Origin of the sequence: Flavobacterium xinjiangense, from assembly GCF_900142885.1 — a bacterium.
Lineage (GTDB): Bacteria > Bacteroidota > Bacteroidia > Flavobacteriales > Flavobacteriaceae > Flavobacterium > Flavobacterium xinjiangense.
Genome location: NZ_FRCL01000001.1, coordinates 29,730 through 56,127 on the forward strand (window position 1 = coordinate 29,730; position 26,398 = coordinate 56,127).

Genomic DNA, 26,398 nt, shown 5'->3' on the forward strand with positions numbered 1-26,398 from the left:
AATCTTAGTTATATATTAATTTCTATTTCCTACTTACTTGAGCCAATGTCGGGAATTGAACCCGAGACCTCTTCCTTACCAAGGAAGCACTCTACCCCTGAGCTACACCGGCAGAATCCTTGATGTCAGAATTTGATTTGAGATTTCAGATTCAAAAAAAAATTTAAAACCTTAATTTCAACATCTACTTTTATTCTGTGGGGAGAGCAGGATTCGAACCTGCGAAGTTTACACAGCAGATTTACAGTCTGCCCTCGTTGGCCGCTTGAGTATCTCCCCTACTTTTATTATTGTCAAACCGTTACAGTTTTGAGCCGGCGGAGGGACTCGAACCCACGACCTGCTGATTACAAATCAGCTGCTCTAGCCAACTGAGCTACGCTGGCGAATCAATAAAAAAAGTCCGCTATTTCTAACGGACTGCAAATGTAGAGATTTTATCTCTCATTCAAAACATTTTTTAAAAAAAATTTATATTAAATGTGTGAACTTATTCTTTCTTTCCTTTTTACCAACAATCTTTCTAAAGATTCAGCACAAAGCTCCACTGCTTCTTCAAAAATTTTACACTGCTTTTTAACTACAAAATCATCTCCCGGAACATTAATTTTAATCTCGGCAATTTTATTTTCCTTATCGCTGGTCTTTTCAACTTTCAAAAAGACATCTGCCGATACTACTTTATCGTAATATTTTTCTAATTTGTCCATTCTTTCTTGAACAAAATCTACCAGTTTTTTGTCAACAGTAAAGTTAACCGCTTGAACATTTACCTTCATAATCAATTTTTTTAATAGTTAAACATTTTCAAATTACTTCTGATTCCTTGGATGCGCATCTTTATATACTTTCTTTAGTTCTGACAAACTATTGTGCGTATATATTTGTGTTGATGCCAGACTGGAATGTCCCAATAATTCTTTCACCGAATTCAAATCAGCCCCGTTATTTAATAGATGAGTAGCAAACGAATGTCGCAATATATGCGGACTTTTTTTTACTTTCTCAGAGACAGCACTAAAGTAAGAATTTATTAACCGATACACAAAGGTATCATTCAATTTTAACCCTTTTTTTGTGAGAAAAAAAAATTCATTATCCACGATAGATTCTAAACACAATCGCTCTTTCATATACAACGAGAATTGCTCTGCGATTATTGGCAAAACCGGAAGTATTCTTTCTTTATTTCTTTTACCTAGAACCTTTATCGTACAACTTGACAAATTAACATTCATTAACTCTAAATGAATCAACTCAGTTCTTCTCATGCCGGTACTATAAAACAGATCGACTACAAGCTTATTTCTAATCCCTTCAAAACCTATTGGGTTTTGCATCTGAGTGAGTGCATCAGCAACTTCTTTTTCAGAAAATGGAATTTGAAGCATCTTAGAAACCTTTAACGCTTTATGTTTCAATAAAGGACTAGCTTCGATTTGTTTTGTTTTTAATAAAAATTTGTAAAATGCTTTTAAGGATGCAATCTTTCTATTAACAGTTACATTTGACATGTTCTCATCGACAAGCGCCACGATCCAACTTCTAATTTGATTATAGTTTACCTGGTCTATATCTTCTTGATCAAAATGAAGGGTGTTGAATTTTTCGAAGTATTCTAAATCAGTCAAATACGCATTTACAGTATGCGGAGAATATTTCTTCTCCATTTGTAGATAATCCCGAAATGCGTCTTTATTATTCATAAAAAAAACCGTTAGCATCAAAGTTATAAAACTTTTAATGACTAACGGTAATTTATTTTAATAGATATTGACTAACTCTCTAAGTTATCTCTCATATTTTGGATATAAGCCGCTTTTTGAATTTTGATTCTATTAGTTACTGAAGGCTTAATAAAAGCAGTACGTGCTCTTAATTGACGAACAGTTCCTGTTTTATCAAATTTTCTTTTGTAACGTTTTAACGCTCTATCGATATTTTCTCCGTCTTTAATTGGTATAATTAACATAATATAGACACCCCCTTTCTTTAAGTGTGCAAAAGTAATCAAACTTTTGAATTATGAGTTATGAATCTATATTTATTTTTCAATTATATTTCTAGACAATTATATCTTTAGATTAGTAGAATAAATGAATTAATTATAATGCAAAGACCTATTTTTTTGATCACTATAATAGCTAAAAAAGCCAAGTTACAATTTCATGCTCCTTGGCTCTATATTCTATTCTTTATATTCAAAAAAGTTATTATTCCACAGCTGGCTTATAATTTTGTTTATCAATTATCATTTTCGATAAAATCTCCTTAAGGATTTCTGAAGTTCCACCACCTATTGGTCCCAAACGACTATCTCTAAATAAACGCGCTAACGGATAATCTTCCATGTAGCCATAACCTCCCAGCATTTGCAAGCAACTATAAATTGTTTCATCAGCCACTTTTGTAGATTTTAATTTAGCCATAGTAGCCTCCTTGACCACATATTCTCCCTTATCTAATCGGGCTACGGCAGCATAATTAAATACTTTACAATGCTCAACATCTGTTGCATGCTCTACTATTGTATGTCTTAACGCCTGAAACTTATCTATTGTTCTGCCAAATGCCTCTCGTTGTGACATGTAATCTATTGTATACTCAATTGCATACTCAGCTCTAGCGTGCGCATTTATTGCCATAATCAAACGCTCTAAAGCAAAATGCTGCATAATATAAGGAAACCCTTTGCCTTCTTCGCCCATTAAGTTTTCAACAGGAATTTCGACATTATCAAATGCAATTTCAGCAGTATCTGAAGCTCTCCAACCCAATTTATCCAGTTTTACAGTAGAAATCCCTTTAAGATTACTATCCATCAAAAACATGCTAATACCTTTGTTCCCAAGCTCCGGACTCGTTTTTGCGGCAACTACATAATAATCACCATAAACACCATTAGTTATAAATGTTTTAGAACCATTAATAACATATTTATCTCCTTTTCTCACAGCAGTAGTGCGCATACCGGCAACATCACTACCTCCAAAAGGCTCTGTAATACACAATGCTCCTATTTTATCACCAGAAATACTTGGCACTAAATAGTCTTGTTTAATTCGCTCATCACCTTCCGCATTCAAATGCGTCATTGCTAAATAAGAATGCGCCCACATAGCGGCGGCAAAACCAGAAGATTTTATTTTTTGAAGTTCTTCTAAAAAAATTACGGTGTAAAATAAATCTAAATTCAATCCACCATAAACCTCTGGATAACGTATTCCAAAAAAACCCATTTCTCCAAACTTTTTCCATATAAAACGCTCAATTGTACCCGTTTTTTCCCATTTCTCAATATGAGGTACAACTTCTTTCTGTAAAAAATCTTTTAAACTCTTTCTAAATAATTGATGTTCTTCCGTAAAAAATGTTGAATCCATGTAAATAATATTTTTTTTATTTTAATAAGTTGTAGTCATCTATTTTTTAATTAAAGTCAAAAAACAGGTTTTTTTGTTCCAAATTTTAGTGTTTTGAGTCAATACGATTACTACTAATTAGAAAAACTAAAATCAGTAGCAAAAAGACACTTTTGTAGCCAACCAAAAAACAAATAAACCACTTAACTATGCACTTTTAATTAAAAACCAAATATAGCTCTATTATTTTTATTTTATCAACAGGAAACCCCTTAATTTTTGTTAAATCCTCAATGTTCTTAATATCTCCATTCATACTTCTGTACGTCACAATTTCTTTTGCCAATGGGTACCTGAAATAAGAAAACTGAGAAAGTTCCTTTAATGAAGCATTATTGATTTCTATTTTTTTAAAATTTGGCATCACCGAAACTTTAAAATGAGTATTCAAATTCTCAATAACTTCGGGAGATAATCCCCATACATCTTTCATTTGTTCCATAGAAACAAATCCTCCAAGATTTTCCTTTTGTTTCAAGATTCTAAGGGAAATTGCTTCGCCAATTCCATAAATTTTTATCAAATCTTCTTTTGTGGCTTTATTGATATCGATAAAAAATATTTTCTCTTTTTCGGCGAAAGCCTTGTTTGAATATTTCTCATAAGATTTAAACTGCTTCTTATTATTTACCCAATCCGGAAATTTACAAAGGGGCGCTATTGAATTTAATAACGAATCCGAAACCTGAGTTACGTTTTGGAATTCCTTAGCTGAATTAACGTATTTATTCTCTTTTCTAAAAGCCAACAGTCGATCAATCTCTTGAACAGACATTCCTAACTTATAGCCTTTGTAGTCCGTAATAAAATTAGGATTGAAAAGATAAATTTTTGGGGACTCTTTTTTTTCCATTTTCATGGAATCAATTTGAGATTGCAGCGAAAGCCATTTTTGTTTCTCAGGAAATTCTTTTACCAACATACTGAAGTCTCCAAGAAAATAAAGCATTTGTAAAACGATAATAATTCCGAATAACACAAAAATACCTTTACGTTGTTCTCGTGAAAACATAAAATATCCACTTATTGTTTTAAACGCCATACTTTGTAATTAAGTTATTATTATCTGATTTAACTTTTCGAACTCTAAAAATAAGAAAAATTTTACGTCTTTAAAAAATATTCGAAAGACAAAAATGACAGATATCAAAACCAAATGCATTTAACAGTTAGTTTATTCTAAAAAAAGGCATCTTACTAAAAGACCAAAGCCTATAAAACATTGCTGAATTATAATTTTATGACTTAAATCCTAATTATTATTTTTATTTTTTATAAAAAACAATACATTTGGTGCTTAATAACAAAAAAACCATAAAACATGTCTATTTGGAAAAGAAAACCATTGGCTCAGCTTTTAGCAGAAGCAGCCGATTCTGAAAAGGGATTAAAAAGAACATTAACCGCTTGGACTCTAATCGCATTAGGAATTGGTGCAATCATAGGCGCAGGATTGTTTGTAAGAACAGCAATGGCTGCTTCACAAAATGCAGGACCATCTGTAACAATAGCTTTTGTTGTTGCTGCAATTGGATGCGCATTAGCGGGATTGTGTTACGCAGAACTTTCTTCTTCAATACCAATTTCTGGTAGTGCCTACACCTACACCTACGCAACTATGGGTGAATTTTTAGCCTGGATCATTGGTTGGGATTTAATTCTTGAATATGCAGTAGGAGCTGCCACGGTAGGAATCGCGTGGAGCGAATACTTAAACAATTTACTGGTCAATGTGCTCCATATGAGTCCAATTCCTTATTCATTATCGCATTCACCATTTCAGACTGATGCAGTAACTGGAGAACACGGAATGATCAACATCCCTGCTTTATTTATCGTTAGTGTTATTAGTTTATTACTAATAAAAGGAATACAAGAATCCGCTTTTGTAAATGGAATCATTGTAATCGTAAAAGTTGCTATTGTAATAATGATCATTATTATAGGATGGCATTTTGTAAATCCGGCAAATCACACTCCTTACATTCCAGCAAGTTCAATTTTCACAGATGAACATGGAATCGATCATAAATTTGGAGGATTTTGGGGAATAATTGGAGCAGCTGGAACCGTTTTCTTTGCTTTTATTGGATTTGATGCAGTAAGTACAGCTGCACAGGAAACAATAAATCCAAAAAGAAATATGCCAATAGGTATTCTAGGATCTCTAGCGATTTGTACTGTATTGTACATTCTTTTTGCTCACGTATTAACTGGTGTTGCAACAATTGAAGATTTCAGAACTGGAGGAAAAGAAGCTTCTGTAGCATTTGCAATTAATAAATATATGATTGGATATGCTTGGTTAGGTCAATTAGTGACTGTGGCAATTTTAGCAGGGTTTTCTTCTGTGATTTTAGTTATGCTACTAGGACAATCAAGAGTATTTTATGCGATGGGTAAAGATGGTTTATTGCCTAAAGTGTTTAGTGATTTGCACCCAAAATACAAAACTCCATACAAAGCAAATATTGCAATTTTAGTAATTGTTGGTTTATTTGCTGCTTTTATTCCTGGAGATATCGTAGGAGACATGACAAGTATAGGAACATTATTTGCCTTTTCACTTGTGTGTGTTTCTGTTATTATTCTTAGAAAGAAAGAACCTAATATGGTAAGAGAATTCAAAACTCCATTTGTGCCTTTAGTTCCTATTTTAGGGGTTATCACTTGTGTGTTAATGATGGCTGGTTTAGGCTGGACTAACTGGTTAAGACTTTTTGCATGGATGGCAATAGGTGTTATAATATATTTTGCATACGGAAAGAAAAATAGCGTGTTAAACAATCCAAAAGAATAATTTTTATTCTATAAACTAAAAAGGGACTATAAAGTATTCAACTTTATAGTCCCTTTTTTTATAAGATTAACCTTCATTTATAAATCAAAAACCGAAGTGCGTTTAGCGCGGATTAAATCCTTGAGCCGAATCCAAAAAGCCAATGTCAAATAAACCGCAAACCATAATCCCACAGTAACAAACGATAAGTATATAAAAAACAATCTTACGCTACTGGCACGCATTCCTAATGTGTCAGCTAAACGCGAAGAGACATGAAATCCATGTTTTTCAAAAAAGAACTTCAATTTAATTATTGCAGACATCTTTAAGTTTATTCGGTGAGTTGGTTAATTATTTATTCAGAAAACAAAATTACAACATTCTTCAATAAAACAAATCCAAAAATAACGGAATCAACTTTTTTTCAATAATTCCATCCCAACCCTACATTCTAAACATTTACTTTTATTGCAATATTCATTTTTAAGTTGCAACAAAGATTGCGTCTCAAAAGCACTTTTTGCTTTTATTCCAAAAAAACTAAATTTATCTATAATGGCATTTTTCTCCGGAGACACCTCATTTAAAAGACTTATTAAATCCTCAGAAATTTCCTTTCCAAGACTTTTTGCATACGCAAACTGAATCGGAATTATAGTATTTATAACAATCAAATCTATGAAAGATTTAGAAAGCGGTTTCTTTTTCTTCGGACTCTCTTTATCGAACTGGTAATGGTTTAACCAATATTCTGAAGCAGATACCTGAAACACTTCATAAATATCCTTTAACGAACTCACTGAATTTATTTTCGAAAATAAATTCTGTTGGCTGTGGTATAAATTGGCTAATTGCGACAATCGAATCGTCGGAAAATTATCAGGACGATGTTTAAAAAACTGAACTGGTTCTACGGAATTTTTCTCTATTTGATATTTGTGCAACAAGTAGTAATACCTGAATTTCAAATCTTTAAAATAATTATCTTCTTTTTCTGAGTCCAATAATCCGGAAGTACCAAAAAGCAAAGCTTCGAGGTTTTCGACTTCAAAACTTTCTTTTCTAATAATGGAAAAAGGGATAGATTGCGCTATTTTTATAAAAATTTCACCATTGGTATTTAAACCAAAATTCTTAGCTAAAAGACAGAACAAAACAGCTTCCCAATCTTGATTAGTTTGTTCCAATAAATCGAATATAGGTTGAGATTTCCTTTCTAAACGTTCGAAAAACAAACGTTCCTGCCAGTTTTTTAAGGTAAATTCATCGACATCTATCAATTGTTTTTCACAAAAAATCCACGATTTTGGAGAGATAAGTGATTGATAGTTTTCGACAGTCTCTTTTTCGACATATTTTTTGAGCTCTAAAACTGGAATTTCAGTATTATTGCGTCTGAATATCTCGGTATCATGTTCCCAAACTACGTGAAGAATCACGTTTTCATACGCTGAATCCCTCTCATGATGATGCACATACCAATCTGAAGATTTAAGATGGATTTCCACATTTCCGGCCCATTTTTGATCTCCAATGGTAATTTGGGCATTGAAAAAATCAGGACCGGCTAATTCTAAATATTGCCCAACATTGATGATTGTGATTTCCTCCTCATTAGAAGTTTTCAAATTTAACGCATCAAACTTCTTGAATTTCCAGAGGTAATGGAGAAAATCTTCTTTCATTTTATGTTTTTTAGATAATAGCTTAAAAATGAAAGACTAAAGTACTAAAAAACTACCAACTTACCTTACAAAACAAAAACAATATCCAATACAAATTGCTCCGTTGCTCTCACTGAAAATTATCGTAATAAATATAATTTGGCACAAGCACGTGCATCAGATAAAGCTTCGTGATGATTGAGCTGGATTTTCATTTCCCTGCAACAATCACTTAATTTAGCTGGTTTTAGTCCTTTAGCTTTATAAATTTTCACTGTGCATTCCCAACGAGAAGCCAAGTTTAATTCATCATAATTCAAGCCATAAAGCGCCATTGATTTAGCCAAAACATTTCTGTCAAAACTCTCATTATGAGCCACAACAACTCTATTCTTTAGCCGTTTTTGTATTTCTGGAAATACTTGTGCAAATGATTTTGCATTAATTGTATCTCGCGGATATATCCCATGAACCTGAATGGTAAAAGGAGAATATAGATTATTTGGTGGTTTAATTAAACTGACAAACTCATCTACAATTATTCCGTTTTCAACGGTAACAATACCTACGGAACAAGGATGGAATGCGATTGCAGTTTCAAAATCTATAGCAGTGAAGGTCATTTTATTCGTGTTTTATAAAACTAAAAACCACAAATTTAACGAAATTAAGTCGTCAAATTTGTGGTTACAGAAACTTTAATATTTAGAAATTGAATTACTATTTGATTGAACCAATAATATCATATTTCGTGATAATATGGTGTCTTCCGTTCCCTAAATCAATTAGAACAGCTTCGTTTTCTTTACTGAAAAGTTTAGAAACTTCTTCGATTGGCGTACCTAATTTTACAATTGGATATGGTTTTCCCATAATTTCGCGAATAGGTCTTTCAGCTGAATTTTTGTCCTCTACATAACTTTGAAACAGATCACTTTCATCAACAGAACCTACAAATCCGGTAATATCAATCACTGGAATTTGAGAGATTTTATATTTTCGCATGCGTTCGATAGCATGAGATACTAATTCTTCCGTACGAACGATTACTAATGGCTTATCGATATGGTCTTTGATTACATCCTCGGCCTTTGTAATTTCTTCTTCAAGAAAACCTCTTTCACGCATCCAATCGTCATTGAACATTTTACCCACATAACGGCTTCCTGAATCATGGAAAAGAACCACAACGACATCTTCTGGCTTGAAATGCTCTTTGAGCTGTAACAATCCTTTTATTGCTGCACCAGCTGAATTACCAACAAAAATCCCTTCTTCAAGTGCGATTTTACGGGTATAAACCGCGGCGTCTTTATCCGTTACTTTTGTGAATCCGTCAATCAAAGAGAAATCAACATTCAGTGGTAAAATATCTTCACCAATCCCTTCGGTGATATACGAATAGATTTCATTTTCGTCGAAAATTCCCGTCTCATGGTATTTTTTAAATACAGAACCGTAGGTATCAATTCCCCAAATTTTAATATTTGGGTTTTTCTCTTTCAAGTATTTACCAACTCCTGAAATCGTTCCTCCAGTTCCTACACCCGAAATAAAATGAGTGATTTTACCTTCTGTTTGTTCCCAAATTTCAGGCCCTGTTTGCTCGTAATGTGCTAACGCATTTGATGGATTATCGTACTGATTTACGTACCAAGAATTAGGTGTTTCTTCTGCCAGTCTTTTAGAAACAGAATAATAAGAACGTGGATCCGTTGGTTCAACATCGGTAGGGCATACCACTACTTTTGCACCTACAGCACGAAGAATATCCATCTTCTCTTTGGATTGTTTGTCTGAAATTACACAAATCAATTTGTATCCTTTAATGATAGCCACTAAAGCTAATCCCATTCCCGTATTTCCTGAAGTCCCTTCAATAATGGTTCCTCCTGGTTTTAATCTCCCGTCCGCTTCGGCATCTTCAATCATTTTTACGGCCATTCTGTCTTTTACAGAATTTCCCGGATTGAACGTCTCTACCTTAGCGAGTACTAATGCATCAACACCCGCAACCACTTTATTAAGTTTTACTAATGGCGTGTTGCCTATTGTTCCTAATATATTTTCTGAATATTTCATTTGAGTTTATAAGTTTACCGAAATCTGTTTACGGTGCAAAGATAGAATTAAAAAAATGTTTGGCAATTAGCAAATTTTTTGCTTTTTAGTCCTGATGGAAGCAGCATCCTCGTAACGGAGTGAAGAGATACAGCGGACAGCAGGAACTATCATCATTAAAATGCCAAATCATTCGCTCCAAAAAATTAATTGAAGAAATTCCAAACTAATCCAAAACGGATTGTAAAATCACGGTACGGGTTATTAGGTGACGAATAAAAGTTATTACCAGTCAACGAAGAATTGAAATGTTCTGCTTTAAAATAAATTCTGGTTCTTTGAATTTTTGCGTTGATGAAAAAATCAAGGTTGGGATAGTTACCAATTTCTTTTTTGTTTTGAACAAAAAACTCACCAATTACCGGATTGTATTCATTCCCAAAGTATTTAGTGAAATAATTCAGTGAAATACCGGTCTGTAAAAATAATGCATTCTTTTTGAAAAAATAACCCGAGTAGTAGAAGGTATTTCTGGTTACAATTTGAGGTACATTTAAGATGTTATCTTGCTGACCCACTTTTTGATATAAAATCGTATTATCTAACGCAAAACTGCCAAAAATAAATTCTCTGTTCGCTTTAATGGATAAATAATTTATAGTCTTATCATATTGTGTTGGCGCAACGATTTGCGTGCGAGCCTGTATTTGAGCATCCGTTGAAACATCAGCAAAATAAAGGTGATCATTTAATACCGAATACTGCAGCGAAGCATTAACCCACGGCGTAATTGCATTGGCAGATACAGAATTTATTTTTTCATTCTTGAAATCATTCGACCAATTGTATTGAACATAACTGCTTTGGTACAAATCATAATTGTTATTTGGCAACTTGTTTATGTTTTGATATTGAAATGTCAATTCCGTTTCATCATTGTACTCATATTTCAACTTTGCATCTAAATTCGAAAGCGATTGATTGGTAACGGATCTTGAATATAAAAATTTTCCATTCCACTTATTCTTTTGGTATTCATATTGACCACCAATATTATTTATGTTTTGGCTCAACGAACTTAGAACCGTTTTATCATCAAAAATCAAAATCTGACTGTAGTAATAATTGGACCTAAAATCATCCGCAAAAAACTGAAATTTACCTAAAGTTGTATTTTCATAAGTTAACCCCATTTTATTATACATTTTATTGTAATGGGTTTGGTCATTAATTCCACTGCTTTTAAAAGATTCACCAAAACGATACACTACAGTTCCTCCTACAGAAGACGGGACTGTGGCTTGATTGTATTCGAAAAACTTATTTTCATAATTAAACTGATGGTTTACATATAAATTATTAGCTCCTTTTGTAGGATTGATTCTAAAACTGTGATCTAAAAATACTCTTTTCCCTTTCAGAAATGATTTAGCATCATTCAAAAACACTTCTAATCTTTGTCTGTTTTCAAAATTCGGGTCTTCACTTTCAAAATCACTATTTGTTGTGATTCCGCCATTTTCATAGTTTAAAATATCCTGATAAGTATAATGCGCATTAGAATAATATCTTTTATTTTTAGTGTTATAACTTACTGTGAATCTAAAATTTCCTGTACTTGACAATTGATTTATATACTGCCCTTCAGAACGTAATCCTTTGTAAGCTATAGAAAGATTAAGGTTTTCAGAGGTATTTAAAGTAATAAATGAATCTGCCGACTGGCCTTTTTTTATCGTAGTTTTAAAATATAGTTCTGTTGCAGGAGTTGCCACTGAGCTGTATCGTATCTGATTTGCTTCGAGAAAATTGAAATGTTTTGCTTTAAATCCAAATTCAGGGAAAGGAGAAAAATCAGTTAAACTGTATTGCAGTGTATTATAGGTTTGTCCATCATTAGCGAAAGCTAAAAGCCCAAAAGTATCTTTTCTTAAATAATTATGACTGTATTCTCTTTGTATGCTTAAAGAAGTATCGATATAAGTGGTATCCCGATCCAAAGTAATAACTCGATACTGATCTATGTCGGCAACAGGTTGTTTTGCTTTTTTTATGGAGTCCGAACTATTGTATTTACTATTTGAATCTAAAGTGTTGCTGTTTTTTTCCTGAGAAAAGCACAAAGTGGAGAATGATAAAAAAATAAAAAAAAAGAAGATTCTCATTAGTAGATTGTATAATTAGACAAATATTTTCACTGTCTTAGTAAAGCAAAGGTAAATTAAAAAACACATAAACAAAAAAACAGTTGAAAGAAGCTTTTTCCAAATCTATAAATTAATATTTACATCAAATAAATTAAAATGACTTTAGATTCCAAATTGCTAAGAAGCGTAACTAAAATCAAAAGAAAACATTTCCTAATATATGTATTTATTTTATGGTTTAAAACAAAAAAACCGGCACTAAGTGCCGGTTTAAATAATTAAAGATAAAATAATTAATATCCAGGATTCTGTTGAATTCCAGGATTAGCATTCAATTCATCTTGAGGTACTGGCAATGCAAATTTAGGACTCGTTAAAGGTAAATTTGTAGGATTTGCAGCAGGATAATTAGCAGAACTTGAAGAATAATCAGCAGGATTTCTATCAATTCCTGCACCGGCTAAAACTCCCAATCTTTTTAAGTCAATAAATCTATAACCTTCAAATGCAAATTCTAACCTTCTTTGGTTTAATATAGCTTTCCATGCATTAGTTGCAGAAGTGTAAACAGGTAATGCTTGAGCTACAGGAAATCTTTTATCCAAAATGGCCTTGATAACGATTGCAGCACCAGGTAAATCACCTGCAGCTACTCTAGCCTCAGCTTTAATAAAATACATCTCAGATAATCTTACGATTTTAAAATCACTATTTAAATTACCAACAGATCCAGAACCACGGTGTTTACCAATAATCAATTTATCAGTGTTTCTGTAATCAGCTGAAGTAGCATAATTAGGATCCGCAATCGATGAAGGGTGAACAATAGCAGATCTTCTTATATCAGTAGGATTAGCGTCTAAAATATTGTACAAAGATCTTCCAATCTCAAAAAATGGAGAACCTGTGATTGTAGTGGTAACAGACGCATAACCATTTCCTAAATTTGTAGCCTGAGTAGACTGCTGGATTGTTCTTTTTAATCTGAAAATTACTTCAGTATTAGCTGGTTCACTATCCGTGTGAAAAATACTATTATAGTTAGTATCATTTGCCAAAACAATTCCAGAAGTAGTAATTACATCATTAGCCCAAGTCTCAGCATTTACATAATCCCCTTTTAAAGCAAAAGCTCTAGCTTTTAATGCTTTTGCTAAATTTTTATTAGGATATAAAGTAACAGCTGCACCTGTATATGGAGAAGTAGTTAAAGAATTAAATATAACTAATGCAGCATCTAAATCAGAGTGAATAGAAGTATAAAACTCTCCATTTTTGCTTCTTGGTAAACCCGCCTCTGTAGATAAAATTATTTTATCAGCCAATATCGCTGCTAAAGCATCATTGCTTTTAGGATCTGGAGAAAAATAAGAAAGCAATTTAATATGACATAATGCTCTAACAACTAAAGCTTCTGCTTTCAATCTTGAGATTAAAGCAGCATCTGCCGGGCTAACTGGAGTTACTTTATCAGAAAAAGCAATAACACGATTAGCTCTTGACAAAGCATAGTAAGAAGAATTCCATATTGCCGTTGGTGAAGCTGAGGAAGTGTTTAAAAAGAAAACATAATTATCACTAATTCCCTGACCACCGTTTGCAAAACCAATACCAACTTCATCTGTAAAAACAGAACTAAAAATAATATCTTCTCGGTTTGCTAGCAAGCCATAAGTAGAATTCATCACTCTTTGTAAGTCGGATGAGGCAGTAATTGCAACATCTTCAGTTAAAGAACCCGGAGTAAAAGGCTCCAGCAAATCATTATTACAAGAAGCAAAGAATGCGCCTGTAAATATAAATAATATAAATATTTTTTTCATTTTTATAAAATTATAAATTAAAATTTCAAGTCTACGCCAAAAGTAAATTGTTTTGCCGTTGGATATTGATATAAATCATTAACTCTTGAGCTTTCAGGATCGAAACCTTTCCATTTTGTGATGTTAAATAAATTCTCACCTTGCAAAGTAAAAGAAAGATCTGTTAAGAAAGTTCTCTCTAGAAAAGCTCTAGGTACTCTATAACCAATCTGAGCATTTCTCAATCTAACATAAGATGCATCTCTTAAAAAACGATCAGAACTATTATCAGCTGTTGAATTCGCAGCGTTTAATGAAGGAATGTTAGAAGCAGTATTAGTAGCAGTCCAAGCATTCGCCAAATCATCAGTAACGTTAAAAGTACCAATATTATCTGAGTCATATAAATTCTCTAAATCATTATCAAATCTCCAAACATCTTGTGCAAAGGTGAAAGTTGAAGATAAAAAGAATCCTTTGTAGTCAAAATCAAAACCAAAACCACCTTGATATTTAGGTACATTATTTTTACCAAATGCCTTTCTATCTGTAGCCTTAGGAGCTTCTGTAGGGTTTCCGTCTATATCTTCAAATAATAAATTACCGTTAACAGGGTTTACACCAATATAATGATATACAAAAGGTTCTGCAATGCTTCCACCATTCTGCGTAATATAAACCGGTTCTGTACCTGTTAAAATTCTACCGTTATTGGCTTTAATTCCATCTACTTTATTGTCATTTACAGATCCATTAGCACGTAATGTGAAAGTAACATCTTGATTTTTAACAATATCAACTCCTAAACTCAATTCAAATCCTTTGTTTGTAACAGTAGCATCCGAATTTTTTAGAATTACATTTGCAGGAAGTGATGCATTTCCAGGAAATCCTACTCCAGGAACGATAGGCTCTTGCAAAAACAAATCAACCGTTTTCTTGTTATAATGATCAAAAGACCCTCTAATTCTGCCTTTATATAATTCAAAATCTAAACCAACATTATATTGTTCAGTTGTTTCCCATTTTAAATCAGGGTAACCAAAAGCAATATTGTAACCAGTTCCATTATTATAAGCATTGTTTGAACTAGAATAAATATCTGTAAAAGCTGGTGGGTTAATACCTGCATAAATAGTACCGTCAACAATTCTTTGATTCCCTACAGTACCTATAGACCCTCTAAGTTTTAACACATTTATAAAATCTATTGATTTCATAAATCCTTCTTCTTCTAAATTCCATCTTCCACCAACAGACCAAAAATTACCGAATTGGTTGGCTCCAACAAATCTACTTGAACCGTCTCTTCTGAATGAAGCTACAACTCCGTATTTTCTGTTAAAATCATAATCAAATGAAGTGAAATAACCAATTAAATCATTTCTCAATTGTTGTGACCCAATTACTGGAACATAAAAATCATTTGCAGAAGTATCCCCTATGTATCCTGAGCCGCTGTTAGGCACAAAAGTTTTAGGATCTAAACCTCTTTGTCTAAGATTATTTACATTCAATCTTGAGTGATTGTATTCAGAAGCTGCTGATAAATTAAAAGTATGCTTTCCGAAAGTCTTGTTGTATTCCAATTGAAAAAGGTTATTGAATAAAAACTCTCTTCTTTGATTAATATCTTCAAAACCTCCAAACAGTTGACCCGGCTGTAAAAATAACAACGCATTGAATGAACCTGGAAATTCAGCTTGGTGAAATCTCGTAGATAACAATTGTCCTGAAGTACGTACTCTTCCAGTGAAACCTTTTGCGAACTCATAAGACAGTTCAGTAGCCACATCTATTCTAGTCTCTTCAGTTAAATTTTCATATTTTTTCAACTTATCAATTAACATCAAAGGAGTGTACAGTAATGTACCATCTGCATTATACAAAGCAAATAATTGCGCAGAATTTTGATATTGACTTGGAGAAACATATGGAGCACCTAAATAAGCACCTGTCACATAATTTCTGTTAATCGCTCCAGTACCTAAGTTAGTTGCCTCATTATTTTTTGAGTGACCAAAAGCGGTATTTATTGAATATTTGAATTTTTCGTTATCCGATTTTCCGTTCAAATTATTTCTAACAGTAAATCTCTTCAAATTAGTAGATTCAAGAACTCCTTGCTGATCGTAAAAACTAGCAGATGTATAAGAATTTATACTTTTATTATTATTTTGAATACTAATATTATGGCTTGTAGATGTCCCTTGGTTGAAAAAATAATCAACCCAGTTTGTATTTACACCGTATGCCGCGATTTGAGCATCCGTTAGTGTAGATCCTAAACCAGCACCATAATTTTGCTCAATTTTTAATAATTGTTTTGCATTAGCATAACTATATTTAGGTTTTTGCAATTCGTTAACCCCAAAAGATGATGAATATCTAAAAGTAGTTTTTGGCTCACTATAACTTCCTTTTCTAGTTCTTATAACAATTACACCATTTGACCCTCTAGATCCATACTCAGAAAGTGCCGCAGCATCTTTCAAAACGTCTAGACTAGCTATATCATTAGGATTAATTGATCGAAAGCTATCACTATTTGATGGAAAACCATCAATAACATATAAAGGGTCTGTATTACCATTTACGGTTCCAACTCCTCTAATGACAATAGCTGATTTAGCTCCTGGCTGTCCAGTACTTGCAGTAATGTTTACACCTGCTAACTGACCTTGAATAGTATTCAATACGTTAGCATTTGGTCGGTTTTCAATTGTTTTACTGTTTACTGTTGCTGCAGCTGTAACGGCCGTTTTCTTAGTAACAGTTCTGTACCCTTGAATAACTACTGCTTCCAAAGCCTTTGCTTCATCTTGCAATTTAACACTCACTGTTGTGTTAGAACCTACAACTCTGGTAGTTTGTGACATTCCTACAAAAGAAAACACTAAAACATCTCCAGTATTAGCTTTTATGGAATACTTACCGTTTAAATCAGTTTGAACACCTGATTTAGTACCTTTAATCAAAACGTTTGCTCCTGGTAATGTTCCATTACCATCTGAAACAACACCAGTGATTGTTTTTTCTTGGGCAAACATAAATTGCATTGACAATGCCAATACTAACGAAAAAATCCATTTGAATTTTAATCTCATTTTAAATTATTTTGAATTAGTTATCCGGCAAAACTCACAATAAAAATTTAATTAACCTAAAATTAACAAGAAAAAATAAAATTTTAACATTTGTTAATTGTTATGTTAAACAATTAAGCTAAAGAAAAAAATATTTTCTCTCTATATTTGTCGAAAAAAAATAATGCTCCAAAGCAATTTTTCAAAATTTTTATTTGAATCTGGAACTGACGAAGCTGGCCGTGGCTGTTTAGCCGGTCCTGTAACTGCGGCAGCCATTATATTGCCATTCGATTTTGAAAACGCAATCCTGAATGACAGTAAACTTTTATCAGAAAAAATCAGGAAAAAATTAAGACCCATTATCGAGCAACATGCCATTTCCTTTTCAGTAACGCACCTGGAGCCTGGAGTAATTGACGAAATCAATATTTTGAATGCGTCGATAAAAGCGATGCAGGAAAGCATCCTACAACTTAATCCAAGACCTGAATATATTATTGTGGATGGAAATGCGCCATTTATCCATAAAAAAGGAATAAAAAACCGTGGAGGAAAAATTTTTACTTACGCTGAACTCGAAATTTTAAATTCGATTCCAAATACAAGTATAGTAAAGGGAGATTCTAAATATATGAGTATTGCTGCTGCCTCAGTTTTGGCAAAAACGTATCGTGATGATTATATGGATCGCATTCATGAGGAATTCCCGATGTATAATTGGAAAAAAAACAAAGGCTATCCCACCAAAGAACATCGTGAAGCAATACGGAAATACGGCACAACTAAATACCACCGAATGACATTTCGGTTATTGCCGGAACAGTTAAAATTAGAAATTTAGATTTTTGACTACTGATTAACAATTTCAGATTTCTCAAAAGTCGCGTCAAAAAGAATAGCGAAATGTTTCAGGATTTTTTCTTTCACTTCTGCCTCGTTTACGCTTTCAACTCCGAGTTCTACATTCAATGAAGTTACCGCTTTACCACGAATCCCACACGGAATAATATTATCAAAATAACCTAAATCAGCATTTACGTTTAAAGCAAATCCGTGCATGGTTACCCAACGGGAAGCACGTACGCCCATGGCACAAATTTTTCTGGCAAATGGAGTTCCTGTACCTAACCAAACACCCGTTTCGCCTTCGCTTCTACCACAAGAAATTCCATATTCTTGAAGGGTAAGAATAATGGCTTCTTCCAGAAAACGCAAGTATTTATGAATATCCGTAAAGAAATTTTCTAAGTCTATAATCGGATAACCCACAATTTGTCCGGGTCCGTGATACGTAATATCGCCGCCACGATTGATTTTATAGAAAGTCGCGCCCTTGGCTACCAGTTGTTTTTCGGATAAAAGCAAATTGCTTAAATCGCCACTTTTACCTAAAGTATACACATGAGGATGTTCCACAAAAAGGAGATAATTGGGAGTTTCAAGATTAAGTTCTTCCCTCCTATTTTTAATTTTTAAGTCAACGATTCCTTTGAACAATTCTTCTTGGTATTCCCAAGTTTCCTTGTAATCTTTAGTTCCTAAATCTTGAAGTTGGATTGTTTTGTTCATTTTTCATTGCGAGGAGTTGCGAGGCACGAAGCAAAGCAAACTTTTTTCATCCCCTTATTTTTGATTCGCAAAGGTACAAAGTTTTGAGTTTACTGTTTTTTCCTGCAAGTTTTTTTTTAATTGACTTCATCAGGTTCCAAAATCACCTCTAAATTCGTGCTCTCAGGATTTACCAAACAATCGGTTATAAGAAATTGCAATTCCATTGATTTTTTGTCCTCGCTTATTTTTGCATTTGCATTTGAAACCGATTTAATTTTGCGAGGAAAATGATATTTTAAAACATACGGCTGATTGATTTTAAAATTGGCTGCTCGGGTTTTCAATTCTGAAATTTTATCTTGTTGTTTTTTTAATTCGACTTCATCTGTAACTTTCACTGTTCTTTTGAAAAGACTTCCGTCAAAAGCATAACTCACATTATAATAATGTTCTTCGGCGCTTAGTGCATAATTATTTTCTAAATCATCCGCATATTCCTGGGTTTTGTATAAATCCGGAACTGCTGAAATTTTATCAAATTCTTGACTGATTTTTGTTCTAAATTCTTTCTCGAAGGAACTTTTCTTGATATGAACGTTTACGGTCGCATATTTTTGAAAAACAGCTTTTTCCGATGTTGGAAGCTTTGAAAACGTCTCCGCATATTTCGTTATAAAATCCTTGAAAACATAAGAAGTATCCTCGAATTTTTCTTCTTTAGAATAATTTTCACCCGCTAATTGCATGTAACTATGCTCATCGCGAAGGGATTCGGATTCTATTTTTCCGGATCCGTCCTGGTTTAAATGGATGGTTTCGGTGATTTGACAACTTGTTGTTAGAAGGACTAAAAGTATGAAGATGTAAATTTTATTTTTCAATTTTTATAATTTTGAATGGTAATTTTTACCAAATGTAAAATAATAACTACAATTTCTAGCCCAGATTGAAGTGAAAATCCTTTTTATTTTTGCTGCCAAAAATAAAAAGATTACTTCACCATACTTCTATCTTTTTTGGTGTTCAGTGAATTTATTTGCAACGGAAAGCTGGAAATAGCTCCAAAAAACCTTTAGCACTTTGTTACTTTGCTACTTATACAGTATCTTTGCGCTCTTAAAAACAGCATAAAATGGCATTATCCGAACAAGAAATATTACGTAGAGAAGCACTTACCGAGTTACGCAATTTAGGCATTGAGCCTTATCCAGCAGCCGAATTTATCACAACCGCTTATTCAAGCGAAATCCTAGCCGATTTCGAGAACTACGAAGGAAAGGAAGTTGTTTTAGCAGGACGTTTGATGGGTAAGCGTATCATGGGAAAGGCGTCATTCGCGGAATTGAAAGATGCTGAAGGACGTATTCAAATCTATGTTTCGAGAGATGATATTTCGACTGATGAGGAGAAAACAATGTACAATGTGGTTTTCAAAAAACTATTGGATATTGGTGATTTTATTGGGGTTCGTGGAACGGTTTTCAAAACACAAGTTGGGGAAATCTCGGTTCATGTTTATGGATTGACGGTTTTGGCGAAAGCCTTGAAACCACTTCCTGTAGTAAAAACGGATGCTGACGGAAAAACACACGATGCTTTCGCTGATCCGGAACAAAGATACCGTCGTCGTTACGTGGATTTGACCGTGAACGATCACGTAAAAGAAACGTTTATCAAAAGAACAAAATTATTCAACGCGATGCGTTCTTTCTTTAATGACAAAGGATATCTTGAGGTGGAAACTCCAGTTTTACAACCGATTCCCGGTGGTGCTGCAGCGCGTCCTTTTATTACGCACCACAACTCACTTGATATGCCTTTGTACATGCGTATTGCAAATGAATTGTACTTAAAAAGACTGATTGTTGGTGGTTTTGATGGGGTTTATGAGTTTTCGAAAAATTTCCGTAATGAAGGAATGGACCGAACGCATAACCCGGAATTTACTGCCATGGAAATATATGTAGCCTACAAGGACTACAACTGGATGATGAAATTCACCGAAAACTTGTTGGAACATTGCGCCATTGGTGTAAACGGAACTTCACAAGCGACTTTTGGAGAACACACTGTGAACTTCAAAGCGCCTTACGCTCGTGTTACGATGACGGATTCTATCAAACATTTTACTGGTTTTGATATTTCTGGAAAAAATGAAACAGAGTTATTCGATGCAGCAACAGCAATGGGCATTATTGTGGATAAAACCATGGGTAAAGGAAAATTGATTGATGAGATTTTTGGCGCTAAATGCGAAGGGAATTATATTCAGCCAACTTTCATCACGGATTATCCTAAGGAAATGTCTCCATTGTGCAAACAACACCGTGACAATCCGGAATTGACAGAGCGTTTTGAATTAATGGTTTGCGGTAAAGAAGTAGCGAACGCTTATTCTGAATTGAATGATCCAATTGACCAAAGAGAGCGTTTTGAAGAGCAAATGCGATTGTCGGAAAAAGGAGATGACGAAGCTACCGGAATTATCGATGAAGATTTCCTTAGAGCATTGGAATACGGAATGCCGCCAACTTCTGGATTAGGAATCGGAATGGACCGTTTGATGATGTTCTTGACCAATAATGCTTCTATTCAGGAAGTGTTGTTGTTCCCTCAAATGAGACCCGAGAAAAAACAAGTCCAAATTGAATTGGAAGACGATGAGAAATTGATTGTTGCGATCTTGAAAACGAATGACAGCAAAATGGATTTTGGATTATTGAAAATCAAATCGGAATTGAGCGGTAAAAAATGGGACAAAGCCATGAAAAACTTATCTTCTTTAGGCTTGACTGAAGTGGTTGTTGAAGGAGAAAGTAAAGCGTGCCGATTGAAAGAATAAGTTTATTCGAGAAATATATTTATAAAAAAGGAGCTTCAATTGAAGCTCCTTTTCTGTTGTTATAAAGTGTAATTCAAATTGACACTCCAACGGTAATTGGCTTCAATTTTTGAATTGGATAAATTTTGACTGATAGGAAGCATCGCATTGACTCCGATGGAAAAGTTCCCTTTTCCGGCTTCAATACCAAATTTACTAAAAAGAATATCTCCAGAAGTATCTGGTAATTTCTCTCCATATTGCTTATTTGTTTCATAGATTTCGCCCGCTAAACCCAATTGCGGAACCAGCTTTATCGAAGGTAAATCAAAAAGATAAAACAGTGTACTGCCGTAATTAAATTGATTTCCAAATTGGTACTGCTTTTGGTTTTCAGTTTTAAAAGTATAATTCAGCATGGTACTTAATCCCAAATTTTTCTTTTTAATCACATATTCCGACACCAAAAGATAATCCCAACTGCCAGTTCCCACTTGGAAACTCTGGTTGACACTTCCGGTATTGTTGGCTTCATCAAATTTCCCTGTTGGCATTTTTACCCCGCCACCCAATTGCAGTTTATGGGTAAAAACGGTACTGTTTTTATGCGTTTGATATACGGAATACATTGCCATAACGGAAATATCACCCAGCCCCTTAATATTTTCGGTTCCGGTGGAACGCTCGCGATTGTGAAAATGATACGGAACCAATGCCGAAATCTGGATTTTTTCTGTGATTGGAATTTTAGTCCAAATTTGAACCGTATTGAAATTTTCGTCAATCCACGGCGAGTTGGCAAAAATTCCGTCTCTGCTGGTATAACTTTGATTGAAATAGCGCAAGCCTATAAAATTATTGTTTAGCATAGAACTGAATCCCATACTTCCGCCACTTGCGGAACAACCGCAGGCATCACAATCATCTTCGAAATCTTCGAGTAATTGCATTTTTTGAAAGGCAAATCTCGAAATGCTATCTTTTTCTGTTGCATTTGCAAATTGAAAAAGAATTAGAAAAAGTAATATGTATTTTTTCATTTTTTAAAATTTTAAAACCATTAAGCATTTAGAACATTAAGTTCTTTGAGCCCGAAATGTATTAATGTTCGTTTTTTTAATAATCTGAGAATCGTTTATCAGTGAGATATTGATTATCGGTTAATGTCTTTAGGAAAGCAATTAATTGTATTTTTTGAATTTCAGAAAGCGGAATTCCTAAATTTCCGTTTTGATTCAGAATCGGGTCTAAAGTTGCCCCATTTACAACTCCGGAAGCATAATGATCCAAAACGGATTCTAATGTCCCGAATCTCCCGTCATGCATGTAAGGTGTCGTCTTTTCAACATTACGCAAACTGGGCACTTTGAATTTATAATAATCCGTTGCCAATTGCGTCACACGAAATCTTCCCACATCATTTATCTGCGGATTGACCGCCAAGCCGTTATTACGATAGGAATTATCAGTCATCAAATCCGTGGCGTGACACGAAGCACACTTTGTATTGAAAAGAGTATAACCGGACAATTCCTCCGAAGTGAATGTACCGCCTGTTTCATTACGTCGGTATTTATCAAATTTAGAGTTGGATGAAGTTACCATCAACATAAATTGAGACAATGCTTTCAGCATATTTTCGGTATTTATGGCTCCATCAGTAAATGCTTGCTGAAAAAGCTTTTGGTAGGTTTTATCTGCTTTCATCATCGCAACAATTTTTGTCAGATTACCATTCATTTCAATCGCACTTGTCAATGGAATAATAGGTTGTAAATCCAGATGCGTCGTTGCTCCATCGTACATAAATGCCGTTTGATAGCCCAGATTTTGAATTGAAGGTGTATTTCTGGTTCCTATATTATCACCAACTCCATGGCTGAACGTATGTTCATGATGTGTAAATGCGTTTTCCTGAATGTGACAAAAACCGCAAGAAATCAAACCATCCGAAGATAATCTTCCATCGTAAAATAACTTTTTACCCAGTTCAAATCCTTTTTCTGTTGGCGGATTCAGTGCGATATTATAAGCCAAATCCGGAAAATTAGCCGGCACTTGAAAATCTAAAGGTTTATTGACATAAACATCCTCTTGATCCGAACAACTGGAAAGCAAAGTCAAAAAGAGAAATAATACTATTAATTTGTACATCTTCACGTTTTTTAGCCCTGATAGTAATGGAAAGCCCGCAGCAGAAAAATGTAGTTTTTCTTGCTGGAAAAAAGCGACCAAAGGAAGCTCTTTTTCCAGCTTAGAAAACCACATTTTTTAGCGAGGACTTGCAATGTATAGCAGGAAATAGCTTCTAATTCAAAACGAATCAATCGTTATGAACGTGGGCTACGGTAAACATTCCGTTAAGATTTGCCGTGATTAAAGGCAAACTGGTTCCGCCCATAATCATGGCTCCCATTCCGCCCATATTATTGTCAGAAAGTTTGATTTTATTTGTTCCGTCAATAATTTTAGACACATCGGCCACAACGTGAATTTCCGGAGCAATAGTAGTACGCACCATCGCTTTTGTAGGCAAATCAAGCGTTACTTCGGTGTAGTTATAATCTGTTCCCGTTTGTCCTGTATGAACCTTAAACGATGTGCTGTTAGCCACTGTTGCAGAGGTAAATGTGCCTTCGAAAGCCAGGAATTTATAGCCCGCAGACCAGCTCCACATCATTCCTGCTGCCTGAGCTGTTGCCAGGAAATTTCCCTGACCCGTTGCGCCCAATTCCCATTGCGCTTTGTCAACTCCTATTCCAAATTTTATTTTGGTATAATTTGCCGCAGGAACATTAGTCAATTCCAATAAATGGCTGATTTCAGTGGCTTCGTCAACGATAAAATAGCTTTCGTTTTTTGGATAAGTAAAGGTTGTTCCGTCCTCTTTGGTCAAGACGATGTTACTGATAATGTATTTAACTGAATTGATTTTCAACACTTCGTTGTTTGAAGTCGTATTGGTTTGTGTACTTAATATCAGGTCATTTGAACCAAAAGAATTATCGAATTCTACTCCTAATTTTCCTATTCCTGAGATTACCTCATCATTGTTCGTACAGCCTGCAAATACAGCGCTTAATGCAATAATAGCTATTGCTTTATTTAGTAAATTTTTCATTTTTATTTTTAAATATTTGGTAGTATTCCTTTCAATTAATTGCACGCACAAGAGACTTTCAAATGAAATTTATCAAATGAAAAAGCACACGCAAAAGTGTTTCAACTAAAAATTTAAGAAATAAAAATGGGCGGATGAAAAATAGAATATAAATTCAGGTGGGAATATAGATTACTAAATTTTGAATGTATTGTTGTTTTGGCATTTCCATTATAAACAAACAAGGAAAAATCGTTTTTAATGTCCAAAATTAAATCAACGGTATCCACTGCTACATTCTTTTTGTTAGAAGAGGTTTGTTTTTCTCCTTCTTGTGCTTTGGCCAATTCTTTCATCAAATGGCATTTTCCGTTACATTGCATTTTAGGCTTGTCCTTATTGATACAAAGTACTTTTGAAATATATTCATAATTAACTGCATATTCTAAAACCGGAAACAGTGGCTTTAAAAACATGAACACGATTATTATGAATGCTATTTTTTTCACGGTGTAAAGATATTGAATCAGGAGTTGTGATTTATATGATTTTGGTCATGTTTAAGGAAAATAATGTACTTTTCCTCTCTCATTTCAGGAGAATTCAAAATCTTGTATTTAGCGTTTTTCCTATCTGCCTGATTATCAATCCTCATTTAAACCGAAATGAGGTATATTGTTCTGTTAGTAATCGGGTTATTTTAAACTAAATAGTCTAGGACTAAAGGAAACCATTGCCCAAACCCAATTATTGGTATTTGAAGCATCAGCAACATTTTTTATTCTTTCTAAAGTTCCAGAACCAAACATTTGGGAATATCCCGCCGATGCAACAATATCCTTCTGGATAGTGTAACCTGCAGTAAAATCAAGTTCTGTTCCCAGATAACAATCCATTTTTTTATTGGTGGCGTCTAAAACAGTATTTGGAGCACAGAATACATGCGGAATTACATTAAACTGCCATTTGTTTTGGGTGTAGTTTAATTTTAAATAAGCATCTTGCAATCCAACACTATTCAGGTGATTCCCCACATAGAAATAATCCATAAAACCATTAAATCCGTGGTTTGTTCCAAAAATAGGATTAAATGATTTTATTTTTACACTAGCATCATCTTGGTCTTTACCAGAGAGATATTCATATCCTAAACTAGCTTTAAAGGTATTTGTAACTGCATATCCCAAATTTGCACCAGCATACCAGGCACTCACACTTTTATCATTACTTTTTCCCGTTTGTCCGTACAAACCTAGATTTGTATCCCATTTTTTATCTTTAAATGTGAGATATGTTCCAAAAGTTTGTTTGCAATCTACTTCTAAATTACCAATTGATTTTTCAAACTCATAACCGGTATTTAAAAGCAATAAACTCATATTCAGCTTACTAAACTGAGTATGATACCAGGCATATTGCAAGGATTTATAGTTAGTCGTATACGCCGTTTTAGGATCTAATAAATTTTCTTTATCAGCATTCAATGCAAATCCTAAATCCAGTTGATGGTTCTTAGGATGAAACGTAATTACAGCAGCATCATGGCTTTGTCCTTGTTGTGCCCAGTCGATTTCACCAAAAATACGCTGGTTGTCGTACGAAATTACCTGGCGCCCTAAACGAGCACTCCAATTAGCATCAAAATCATATTGTGCCCAAGCCTCGAATAAAGCAATTCCGTTTTTATCGGCTTGTATAGTAGTAGCGACATCTCCCCAAGTACGGACGTTTTGTAACGTTAATTTTGCTTTTAATTTGTCTTGTTTGTAATTAAAATTTATACGGGAACGTTGCGAAATAAATGAGGCTGCATCTTCTCCTTTTGGTATCAGGCTTTTAAAACCATTTCGGTATTCGTAACGCGGTCTGATTTGGAGGTTAGCATCTAATTCTTGAGCATAAGTTCCTATGCTTACCATTGTCAACAATGATAAACGGATTGTTTTAAGTAATTTCATA

The 26,398-nt window shown here is 33.9% G+C and carries 22 protein-coding genes and 3 tRNA genes; 3 read left to right on the forward strand and 22 right to left on the reverse strand.

The window, feature by feature from the left end:
- Positions 1 to 40: 40 nt before the first annotated feature.
- From BUC23_RS00110 to BUC23_RS00145, 8 genes are all read right to left on the reverse strand, one after another.
- Positions 41 to 112 (reverse strand) — tRNA-Thr (locus tag BUC23_RS00110).
- 86 nt (positions 113 to 198) lie between these two features.
- A tRNA-Tyr gene (locus BUC23_RS00115) sits at positions 199 to 279 on the reverse strand.
- 33 nt (positions 280 to 312) lie between these two features.
- Positions 313 to 386: transfer RNA gene (locus tag BUC23_RS00120), tRNA-Thr, on the reverse strand.
- A 90-nt stretch (positions 387 to 476) separates the two neighbouring features.
- A complete protein-coding gene (gene hpf / locus BUC23_RS00125) occupies positions 477 to 779 on the reverse strand; it encodes a ribosome hibernation-promoting factor, HPF/YfiA family (protein ID WP_073203502.1) in 303 nt (100 codons plus the stop codon).
- A 33-nt stretch (positions 780 to 812) separates the two neighbouring features.
- The gene (locus tag BUC23_RS00130; RefSeq protein ID WP_073203505.1) at positions 813 to 1,706 is read right to left on the reverse strand and encodes a tyrosine-type recombinase/integrase; all 894 of its coding nucleotides are present in this window, start codon (positions 1,704 to 1,706) and stop codon (positions 813 to 815) included.
- Between the two features lie 71 nt (positions 1,707 to 1,777).
- Entirely contained in the window at positions 1,778 to 1,972 is a 195-nt protein-coding gene (gene rpsU / locus BUC23_RS00135; RefSeq protein WP_035670421.1) for a 30S ribosomal protein S21, read from the reverse strand.
- Between the two features lie 241 nt (positions 1,973 to 2,213).
- The gene (locus tag BUC23_RS00140; RefSeq protein ID WP_073203508.1) at positions 2,214 to 3,383 is read right to left on the reverse strand and encodes an acyl-CoA dehydrogenase family protein; all 1,170 of its coding nucleotides are present in this window, start codon (positions 3,381 to 3,383) and stop codon (positions 2,214 to 2,216) included.
- 196 nt (positions 3,384 to 3,579) lie between these two features.
- Positions 3,580 to 4,464: a ComEA family DNA-binding protein gene (locus BUC23_RS00145; RefSeq protein WP_073203511.1), complete on the reverse strand. Its 885-nt coding sequence runs from the start codon at positions 4,462 to 4,464 to the stop codon at positions 3,580 to 3,582.
- A gap of 279 nt (positions 4,465 to 4,743) precedes the next feature.
- Between BUC23_RS00145 and BUC23_RS00150 the strand changes: the two genes are divergently transcribed.
- Positions 4,744 to 6,222 carry an amino acid permease gene (locus tag BUC23_RS00150; RefSeq protein WP_073203514.1) on the forward strand — a complete coding sequence of 493 codons (1,479 nt, stop codon included), beginning with the start codon at positions 4,744 to 4,746 and terminating at the stop codon, positions 6,220 to 6,222.
- Between the two features lie 77 nt (positions 6,223 to 6,299).
- Here the strand turns inward: BUC23_RS00150 and BUC23_RS00155 are convergent, their stop codons facing one another.
- From BUC23_RS00155 to BUC23_RS00185, 7 genes are all read right to left on the reverse strand, one after another.
- Entirely contained in the window at positions 6,300 to 6,527 is a 228-nt protein-coding gene (locus tag BUC23_RS00155) for a PspC family transcriptional regulator (protein WP_073203519.1), read from the reverse strand.
- 90 nt (positions 6,528 to 6,617) lie between these two features.
- On the reverse strand, positions 6,618 to 7,889 hold the full coding sequence (locus BUC23_RS00160; RefSeq protein WP_073203522.1) for a DUF2851 family protein: 1,272 nt from the start codon (positions 7,887 to 7,889) through the stop codon (positions 6,618 to 6,620).
- 119 nt (positions 7,890 to 8,008) lie between these two features.
- The gene (locus tag BUC23_RS00165) at positions 8,009 to 8,491 is read right to left on the reverse strand and encodes a 3'-5' exonuclease (protein ID WP_073203526.1); all 483 of its coding nucleotides are present in this window, start codon (positions 8,489 to 8,491) and stop codon (positions 8,009 to 8,011) included.
- A gap of 97 nt (positions 8,492 to 8,588) precedes the next feature.
- The gene (locus BUC23_RS00170; protein ID WP_073203529.1) at positions 8,589 to 9,950 is read right to left on the reverse strand and encodes a pyridoxal-phosphate dependent enzyme; all 1,362 of its coding nucleotides are present in this window, start codon (positions 9,948 to 9,950) and stop codon (positions 8,589 to 8,591) included.
- Positions 9,951 to 10,135: 185 nt separating this feature from the next.
- Positions 10,136 to 12,094: a putative porin gene (locus BUC23_RS00175; RefSeq protein ID WP_073203532.1), complete on the reverse strand. Its 1,959-nt coding sequence runs from the start codon at positions 12,092 to 12,094 to the stop codon at positions 10,136 to 10,138.
- A 275-nt stretch (positions 12,095 to 12,369) separates the two neighbouring features.
- Positions 12,370 to 13,899: a RagB/SusD family nutrient uptake outer membrane protein gene (locus BUC23_RS00180; RefSeq protein WP_073203535.1), complete on the reverse strand. Its 1,530-nt coding sequence runs from the start codon at positions 13,897 to 13,899 to the stop codon at positions 12,370 to 12,372.
- A 17-nt stretch (positions 13,900 to 13,916) separates the two neighbouring features.
- Positions 13,917 to 16,985 carry a SusC/RagA family TonB-linked outer membrane protein gene (locus tag BUC23_RS00185; RefSeq protein WP_073203539.1) on the reverse strand — a complete coding sequence of 1,023 codons (3,069 nt, stop codon included), beginning with the start codon at positions 16,983 to 16,985 and terminating at the stop codon, positions 13,917 to 13,919.
- A 163-nt stretch (positions 16,986 to 17,148) separates the two neighbouring features.
- Here BUC23_RS00185 and BUC23_RS00190 point away from each other — a divergent pair, with 163 nt between their 5' ends.
- Complete coding sequence (locus BUC23_RS00190; protein WP_073203543.1) at positions 17,149 to 17,808, forward strand: ribonuclease HII; 660 nt, start codon at positions 17,149 to 17,151, stop codon at positions 17,806 to 17,808.
- A gap of 8 nt (positions 17,809 to 17,816) precedes the next feature.
- On the opposite strand, the gene lipB is transcribed toward BUC23_RS00190, so the two are convergent.
- Both lipB and BUC23_RS00200 read right to left on the reverse strand, forming a co-directional pair.
- Positions 17,817 to 18,536 carry a lipoyl(octanoyl) transferase LipB gene (gene lipB / locus BUC23_RS00195; RefSeq protein ID WP_073203547.1) on the reverse strand — a complete coding sequence of 240 codons (720 nt, stop codon included), beginning with the start codon at positions 18,534 to 18,536 and terminating at the stop codon, positions 17,817 to 17,819.
- A 116-nt stretch (positions 18,537 to 18,652) separates the two neighbouring features.
- A complete protein-coding gene (locus BUC23_RS00200; protein WP_073203550.1) occupies positions 18,653 to 19,399 on the reverse strand; it encodes a hypothetical protein in 747 nt (248 codons plus the stop codon).
- Between the two features lie 251 nt (positions 19,400 to 19,650).
- Here BUC23_RS00200 and lysS point away from each other — a divergent pair, with 251 nt between their 5' ends.
- A complete protein-coding gene (gene lysS, locus BUC23_RS00205) occupies positions 19,651 to 21,360 on the forward strand; it encodes a lysine--tRNA ligase (protein ID WP_073203553.1) in 1,710 nt (569 codons plus the stop codon).
- A 59-nt stretch (positions 21,361 to 21,419) separates the two neighbouring features.
- Here lysS and BUC23_RS00210 read toward each other — a convergent pair whose 3' ends face one another.
- From BUC23_RS00210 to BUC23_RS00230, 5 genes are all read right to left on the reverse strand, one after another.
- Positions 21,420 to 22,379, reverse strand: coding sequence for a transporter (locus BUC23_RS00210; protein ID WP_073203557.1), 960 nt, complete (start codon positions 22,377 to 22,379; stop codon positions 21,420 to 21,422).
- Between the two features lie 76 nt (positions 22,380 to 22,455).
- Positions 22,456 to 23,493 (reverse strand): cytochrome-c peroxidase, encoded by a 1,038-nt coding sequence (locus tag BUC23_RS00215; protein WP_073204744.1) that lies wholly within the window; start codon positions 23,491 to 23,493, stop codon positions 22,456 to 22,458.
- Positions 23,494 to 23,662: 169 nt separating this feature from the next.
- Positions 23,663 to 24,460, reverse strand: coding sequence for an MbnP family protein (locus BUC23_RS00220; protein WP_073204746.1), 798 nt, complete (start codon positions 24,458 to 24,460; stop codon positions 23,663 to 23,665).
- A gap of 113 nt (positions 24,461 to 24,573) precedes the next feature.
- Complete coding sequence (locus BUC23_RS00225) at positions 24,574 to 24,915, reverse strand: hypothetical protein (RefSeq protein ID WP_073203560.1); 342 nt, start codon at positions 24,913 to 24,915, stop codon at positions 24,574 to 24,576.
- 219 nt (positions 24,916 to 25,134) lie between these two features.
- Complete coding sequence (locus BUC23_RS00230) at positions 25,135 to 26,397, reverse strand: alginate export family protein (RefSeq protein ID WP_073203563.1); 1,263 nt, start codon at positions 26,395 to 26,397, stop codon at positions 25,135 to 25,137.
- Position 26,398 lies beyond the last annotated feature (1 nt).

What these genes read in the sequence shown, in the direction of transcription:
- hpf (WP_073203502.1), bottom strand. Translation starts at nt 779, where the DNA reads ATGAAGGTAAATGTTCAAGCGGTTAACTTTACTGTTGACAAAAAACTG.
- BUC23_RS00130 (WP_073203505.1), bottom strand. Translation starts at nt 1,706, where the DNA reads ATGAATAATAAAGACGCATTTCGGGATTATCTACAAATGGAGAAGAAA.
- rpsU (WP_035670421.1), bottom strand. Translation starts at nt 1,972, where the DNA reads ATGTTAATTATACCAATTAAAGACGGAGAAAATATCGATAGAGCGTTA.
- BUC23_RS00140 (WP_073203508.1), bottom strand. Translation starts at nt 3,383, where the DNA reads ATGGATTCAACATTTTTTACGGAAGAACATCAATTATTTAGAAAGAGT.
- BUC23_RS00145 (WP_073203511.1), bottom strand. Translation starts at nt 4,464, where the DNA reads ATGGCGTTTAAAACAATAAGTGGATATTTTATGTTTTCACGAGAACAA.
- BUC23_RS00150 (WP_073203514.1), top strand. Translation starts at nt 4,744, where the DNA reads ATGTCTATTTGGAAAAGAAAACCATTGGCTCAGCTTTTAGCAGAAGCA.
- BUC23_RS00155 (WP_073203519.1), bottom strand. Translation starts at nt 6,527, where the DNA reads ATGTCTGCAATAATTAAATTGAAGTTCTTTTTTGAAAAACATGGATTT.
- BUC23_RS00160 (WP_073203522.1), bottom strand. Translation starts at nt 7,889, where the DNA reads ATGAAAGAAGATTTTCTCCATTACCTCTGGAAATTCAAGAAGTTTGAT.
- BUC23_RS00165 (WP_073203526.1), bottom strand. Translation starts at nt 8,491, where the DNA reads ATGACCTTCACTGCTATAGATTTTGAAACTGCAATCGCATTCCATCCT.
- BUC23_RS00170 (WP_073203529.1), bottom strand. Translation starts at nt 9,950, where the DNA reads ATGAAATATTCAGAAAATATATTAGGAACAATAGGCAACACGCCATTA.
- BUC23_RS00175 (WP_073203532.1), bottom strand. Translation starts at nt 12,094, where the DNA reads ATGAGAATCTTCTTTTTTTTTATTTTTTTATCATTCTCCACTTTGTGC.
- BUC23_RS00180 (WP_073203535.1), bottom strand. Translation starts at nt 13,899, where the DNA reads ATGAAAAAAATATTTATATTATTTATATTTACAGGCGCATTCTTTGCT.
- BUC23_RS00185 (WP_073203539.1), bottom strand. Translation starts at nt 16,985, where the DNA reads ATGAGATTAAAATTCAAATGGATTTTTTCGTTAGTATTGGCATTGTCA.
- BUC23_RS00190 (WP_073203543.1), top strand. Translation starts at nt 17,149, where the DNA reads ATGCTCCAAAGCAATTTTTCAAAATTTTTATTTGAATCTGGAACTGAC.
- lipB (WP_073203547.1), bottom strand. Translation starts at nt 18,536, where the DNA reads ATGAACAAAACAATCCAACTTCAAGATTTAGGAACTAAAGATTACAAG.
- lysS (WP_073203553.1), top strand. Translation starts at nt 19,651, where the DNA reads ATGGCATTATCCGAACAAGAAATATTACGTAGAGAAGCACTTACCGAG.
- BUC23_RS00210 (WP_073203557.1), bottom strand. Translation starts at nt 22,379, where the DNA reads ATGAAAAAATACATATTACTTTTTCTAATTCTTTTTCAATTTGCAAAT.
- BUC23_RS00215 (WP_073204744.1), bottom strand. Translation starts at nt 23,493, where the DNA reads ATGTACAAATTAATAGTATTATTTCTCTTTTTGACTTTGCTTTCCAGT.
- BUC23_RS00220 (WP_073204746.1), bottom strand. Translation starts at nt 24,460, where the DNA reads ATGAAAAATTTACTAAATAAAGCAATAGCTATTATTGCATTAAGCGCT.
- BUC23_RS00225 (WP_073203560.1), bottom strand. Translation starts at nt 24,915, where the DNA reads ATGTTTTTAAAGCCACTGTTTCCGGTTTTAGAATATGCAGTTAATTAT.
- BUC23_RS00230 (WP_073203563.1), bottom strand. Translation starts at nt 26,397, where the DNA reads ATGAAATTACTTAAAACAATCCGTTTATCATTGTTGACAATGGTAAGC.